Origin of the sequence: uncultured Veillonella sp., assembly GCF_915069625.1 — a bacterium.
Classification (GTDB): Bacteria; Bacillota; Negativicutes; order Veillonellales; family Veillonellaceae; genus Veillonella.
Genome location: NZ_CAJZFD010000113.1, coordinates 1 through 6,652, shown reverse-complemented (window position 1 = coordinate 6,652; position 6,652 = coordinate 1). Strand labels below are relative to the sequence as shown.

The window sequence follows — 6,652 nt, the reverse complement described above, 5'->3', positions numbered from 1 at the left end:
ATCCATGTGTTTAGGCTAGTAAATAATATGTGTCCAGGAAAATGGGTACATATCAAGTGCGATTCGCAGGCTTTTATTTTTCCCATTTTAAGATAGGAGGATTATATGAATCAAGAAAATTCTGCTAAGGTTTCCTTTATCTTGGTAGTATTCCTTGGCATGTTAACAGCCATAACACCGCTCGCAACAGATCTTTATTTACCAGCATTGCCGATTATGCCTGGCGAATTAAATACAACCGCATCTAATATTCAAATGACCATTGGTGTTATGACCTTTGGTGTTGCATTAGGCCAATTATTTGGTGGCCCTATTAGCGATACAATGGGTCGTAAATTACCACTCATCGTAGGCAATTTACTATGTGTCATCTCTAGCATCATTTGTGCCTTTGCACCTAACATCGAAATACTTTTACTAGGTAGATTCCTACAAGGTTTAACTGGATCTGTAGGTGTTGTAATTGCCAAGGCTATCGCTCGAGACTTTGCTTCTGGTCAAGAATTGACGAAACTCTTCGCCTTACTTATGATGGTTAACGGCTTAGCTCCAGTACTTGCCCCTCTCATAGGTGGCCAATTGCTCTTATTCACTACATGGCGTGTAATCTTTGTAATTCTAGCAGTATTCTCTGCTATTCTATTAGTAGGCTCACTTCTATTCCGTGAAAGCTTACCAAAAGAAAAACGTATTACAGGCGGTGTAGGTGTAGCAGTTAAAAATTATATTACCCTCATCAAAGATAAGCCATTCTTAGGTCAAACATTAATACAATTATTTGCCTTTGGCGGATTTTTTGCTTATATATCAGGTTCATCCTTTGTATACCAAAATATTTTTAATCTTTCCGCTCAAGAATTTAGCTATCTTTTCGGTATTAACAGCTGTGGTATTGTCTTAGCTAGTGCCATTAGTAGTCGTGTTAGTAATGTTATAACAGCTAAACAATTACTAACATTCAGCCTATGGCAACTTACAATTGGTTCCTTACTATTCTTAATTGCTATGATTTTCGAATGGTCACTCATCCCTGTAACAACCATCCTATTCTTTACCGTATGTACCGTATCCCTATTCGGCTCCGCCTCATTCTCTATGGCGATGACCAACTACGGGAAAATGGCAGGCAGTGCCTCTGCCATACTCGGCTTTGCTAGCATGTTTGCGGCAGGTATTGTATCTCCACTCGTTGGTATTGGTGGGGATCATACGGGGGTACCCATGGGGATTACAATGCTAGTATGTGCAGTGCTTTCCTTATTGTGCCTATATGGATTAGTAGAAAAAGAATAGTGCCAGCCTTATTGCAATAGTTAATACAAAGTTATAGCCCTTGTATTTCTAAGTCGTAATGGGGCCCCGTCACAACAGAATAACTTTAGTATATAAATAAGCGCCCCCTTTCCTTGCTCAGTCCTTCGTAAAATCGCTGCAGAAAGGGGGCGCTTATTTATATTAACACTATTTGTAAAGGTGTCCCATTACGACTTAAGAGCATCAGCCAAAGTAATAAACTATATGTATTACACATTGTAATATCGACTTGGCACTATTCTTTCTCTTCTGAAAATATAAGGCACAATAAAGGAAATCACCTGTCCAACTGATTGTAGGAAAAGGAGATCTGCCATAGGCACATCTCCTCCCTACCGTCTCCATTAGGTGTATTGCTAATTTTTTGTAAATAATGAGATAACAAACTCGATGGAGCTATTAGGGATATAGTAGATTGGATTACTTACATTTTATAATGGGACATCTTCATAGCCGAGTGTATATAGAAAAGAATACAGCCCTCTCTGCAGCGATTTTACGGAGCGTAGTGACGTACCTGAGCCAAGAGAGGGCTGTATTTTTTCTATACTAATGATATGCAGTTGTATCCGGGCCCCATTATAAAATGAAAGCACCTTATCGCTTATTTACAATAGCTCCATCGAGTTACACAACTATTATTGGGGCTAAAATTAGCAATACATCTAACATGGCCCCGTTGAAAATATAACGGAGCACTCCTTTATTCAAACATGGTCGATAGTAATAGTTTCAAACGGTTTGCTTGGTTTACTGCACTGGAGCCTGGATCGTAGTCGATGGCAGCAATGCGCACGTCTGGGTAGGCAGCGGATAGTGTTTTTACCATGCCTTTACCTGTTACGTGGTTTGGTAAGCAACCGAATGGTTGCAAGCATACGATTTGTTTTGCCCCTTTTTCGATGAGGTCGATCATATCGCCTGTGAGGAACCAGCCTTCACCACATTGGTTACCAAGTCCAATGAATTGAGCTGCTTCTTTTGCTACTTCTGTCATACGTTGTAGAGGGTCAAAGTGTTTAGACGCTGCTACGGCTTTAGCGTATGGCAAGCGGTAGAGTTCAAGGGCTTCACGAGCCAATGTACCAAAGAAGCCAGATAGCCATGTACCATCAAGGTGTTTAGCACGGTATGTGCTATCCATTGCGCAGTACAAGAAGAAGTCTAATAGGCCAGATGTAACAACTTCGCCACCTTCTTTTTCAATGAGTTCATTGATATGGTTGTTAGCGCTCGGATGGAACTTAACGTAAATTTCCCCTACGACGCCAACGCGAGGTTTTTGTACATCTTTATTAACCGGTAAGTTATCAAAGTCATGAATGATTTCTTTGATGTACTTATTGTACTGACGAAGGCTTGCAGATGTAATGTTTTGCTGTAATTTTTTAATCCAGTAATCACATAATGCATCTGTAGAGCCTGGGTTAGTTTCGTATGGACGTGTAGCCAATACGCATTGCATGAGGGCATCACCGTAAACAACGGCTTGGATCATACGATGTAAGAAACCTTTTGTCAATTTGAAGCCTGGTTGACGTTCTATATCGCTCGCATTGAGGGATAGGATTGGTACTTGCTTCATACCAGCATCGATTAAAGCCTTACGCAAGTAACCGATGTAGTTTGTAGCACGACAACCACCACCTGTTTGAGAGATGATAACAGCTGTTTTATTGATATCATATTTACCGGATAGTAAAGCAGACATGAGCTGACCTACAACGATAATCGCTGGGTAACATGCATCATTATTGATGTATTTTAAGCCCACTTCAATATCGTCACGCGTTGGAGCTGGCAACATTTCAAAGTCATAGCCTTCATTTTTGAGGACTGGATCTAAGAGACTAAAATGCAATGGTGACATTTGTGGCACCAAGATTTTATAAGTCTTACGCATTTCCTCTGTAAACACAACGCGATTATAATCGTACGTTGGTAATTGCTCTTCCACCACTTCTGGAGCTTCTGGGTTATGATGACGACGCAAGCTACGTTCCATTACAGATTGCAAGGAACGCAAACGAATCGTTACAGCACCAAGGTTTGTACCTTCATCAATTTTGAGTAAGGTATGAATTTTATGATTTGCTGAAAGTATATCTTTTACTTGATCCGCTACGATAGAGTCAAGGCCACAACCGAAGGAGTTAAGTTCAACGATTTGGAAGCCTTCTGTTCTACTTACGAATTCAGCAGCGCGATATAAACGGCTATGGTAGGACCATTGGTCTACAACACGTAGATGCTTAATTTCATTGCCTAGTGGAGCAACGCCATCTTCTGTAAGAACAGCCATACCAAGAGATGTAATAAGCTCTGGAATACCGTGGTTAATACCAGAGTCCAAATGATATGGACGACCAGCTAATACGATGGTAGGAATTTGCTCTGCTACGAGGCGAGATACAGTTTTCTTCGTCGTTTCACGGTAAGAAGCCTTACAGTTTTCTTGTTCTTCCCAAGCTTTTTCTACAGCATTAGCAATATCTTTCTTCTTGAGGTTCAAGAAATCCAATGCTTTCACAAGGGCAGGAACAAGAGATTTTTTATCAGCCAACGGCAAGAATGGTGCATGGAATGGAGTATCCCCTAACACGTCTTGCATGTTGTTTTTAATAAGTTCTGGATAGGAAATAACCATTGGACAATGGTAATTATTGTCGCGGCTAAATTCCTTAGGACCATGTTGCACACAAGGGTACCAAACAAAGTCTACCTGTGCATTCGCAAGATTGCGAATATGACCATGAACCGCTTTTGCTGGGTAGCAAGCTGTATCGGATGGGATTGTATCGATAGCCTTGTTATATTGGTCCTTCGTTGTGTAATCGGAAAGGATTACTTCATAGCCAAGTGTATTAAAGAATGTAAACCAGAATGGGAAATCCTCATACATATTGAGGACGCGAGGAATACCTACGCGCATTTTACCTTCGAACTCTGGAATATTTTTCTTTAAGTAATAGTCGAAGTAACGACGCAATTTAACGTCTACTAAGTTAGGAACTGCTTTGCGTTCCTCTTGAATCATACCACCTGCACCGCGGTCACAACGGTTACCCGTTACGTAGGTACGACCGTCGGAGAAAGCGTTGATAGTAAGCATACAATTGTTAGAGCAAAGGCCACAATTGCGCATTGTCGTAGATACTTGTAAGGAGTTAAGGCCATTGCTATCGAGCAAAGTACTTTTTTCCTTTTGTAACTCTTCTGCTGTTTCAGCTGCAAGAAGGGCCATACCATAAGCACCCATCAAGCCAGATACGTCAGGACGAATTACTTCTACGCCCATCAATTTCTCAAAGGCACGCAATACGGATTCATTGTAGAATGTACCGCCTTGTACAACGATATGATCGCCCAATTCTTTAGGATCTTTTACCTTAAGAACCTTGTAAAGGGCATTTTTAATAACAGAGTAAGCAAGGCCTGCTGCGATATCTTGTACCGTAGCACCTTCTTTTTGAGCCTGCTTAACCTTAGAGTTCATAAATACGGTACAACGAGACCCCAAGTCGATTGGCAAGGATGCCAACAAACCTTCCTTCGCGAATTGGTCGATTGGAATGCGTAGACCGGATGCGAATGTATCGATGAAGGAACCACAACCAGAGGAACATGCTTCGTTCAATACGATATCTTCGATATAGCCATCACGAACCTTACAGCATTTCATATCTTGACCGCCGATGTCCAAGATAAAGGAAACATCAGGGCAGAAGTAGCGAGCTGCACGATAGTGAGCCATTGTTTCTACTTCACCAATATCGATACCAAGGGCGCGTTTAAGGAACGCTTCGCCGTAGCCAGTTACACCAGAATGCGCAATATAAGCGCCTTTTGGTAACAGTTCATAAATTTTCTCGATCATTTCACGAGATTTTTCTAATGGTTTACCATGGTTTGGACCATAGTGAGAGAAGATAATTTCCTTATTACTATTGATGAGAACTACCTTAAGTGTAGTAGAACCCGCATCAATACCAAGGTAACAAGGCCCTTGCGCATCTTCAATGTTTGCCTTTGGCGTTACTGCCTTAGCATGACGAGCGCGGAATTCTTCTAATTCTTGTTCATTTTTAAATAGAGGTTCTACACGATCTGTAGCCTCCATAGGAATACCGATGAGGGCACCAATTTCTTTTGTTAATTGGCCAACTGTAATCTCACGACAGTCTTCTTTCACCAAAGCCGCCCCTAAAGCGATGAACAATTCACCATTCTCAGGGATAATGCGATGCGCTTCATCTAGTTCTAAGGTATCGCAGAAGCATTGGCGCAATTCAGACAAGAATGTCAATGGACCGCCAAGGAATGCTACATTACCTTCAATTTTATGACCGCATGCAAGGCCCGCAATTGTTTGGTTTACAATCGCTTGGAATACGGATTTTGCAATATTTTCATGAGATGCGCCTTGGTTTAACAAAGCTTGTACGTCTGTTTTAGCAAATACGCCACAGCGTGCTGCAATTGGATAAATCGTATCAGCATTCATGGCCAATTGGTTAAGGCCAGATGCATCTGTTTGCAATAATGTCGCCATTTGGTCGATGAAAGCACCTGTACCACCAGCACAAGAGCCATTCATACGGTGTTCTGCCGTTTGACCCAAATAGGTAACCTTCGCATCTTCACCACCAAGTTCGATGATAACATCAGTTTCTGGATAGAGTGCTTTTACAGCACGTGTTTCAGCAATAACCTCTTGTACGAATGGAATGCGTACCTTTTCAGCCATCGCCATACCACCAGAACCGGTAATACATACATGAACTAGATCATCTTCATGACCCACTTGAGCCTCTTGGAGCAAGGTATATACGGTGTCCAAAATGTTCGCATAATGGCGTATGTACTTTTTATACAAATAATTATCGTGTTCGTCTAATAGTACAACTTTAACCGTTGTAGAGCCCACGTCAATACCCATGCGTAGCATGTGTTGCATAAATACCTCTCTTTTCAAAAACCGTATGACCACACAAGATCATACTCATTTTGTGAACGTAGTACATTTAACATAAATCTTACATAAAATGTACCAAGCATCTAATTAAACTTAGATTAGGATATGCTTTCACAAAAATATCTAATTTTTTAAATATCCTATACATATTATACAACAAATGTAGATAAAATCTATGTTATTCTATATTCCAATGAGTTATATGGAATATGACTAAATTTGAATAACACCTCTACATCGGAATAAGATGTAAAAATTATTATATCATTCTAAGATGAAAAAAGGTGTATCTAATAGCACATAACATCTGTAATAAACTAAAAGGCTATGTAATTAATAACGTTCAACAAATACCCATATTTG

The 6,652-nt window shown here is 40.6% G+C and carries 2 protein-coding genes; one reads left to right on the top strand and one right to left on the bottom strand.

Features of this window, described 5'->3' with window-relative positions:
* The first annotated feature begins 105 nt into the window (after positions 1-105).
* Positions 106-1,293 (top strand): multidrug effflux MFS transporter, encoded by a 1,188-nt coding sequence (locus QZ548_RS06780; RefSeq protein WP_227721308.1) that lies wholly within the window; start codon positions 106-108, stop codon positions 1,291-1,293.
* Between the two features lie 724 nt (positions 1,294-2,017).
* On the opposite strand, the gene QZ548_RS06775 is transcribed toward QZ548_RS06780, so the two are convergent.
* A complete protein-coding gene (locus QZ548_RS06775; protein ID WP_295869236.1) occupies positions 2,018-6,271 on the bottom strand; it encodes a 2-hydroxyacyl-CoA dehydratase in 4,254 nt (1,417 codons plus the stop codon).
* Between the last annotated feature and the right edge of the window lie 381 nt (positions 6,272-6,652).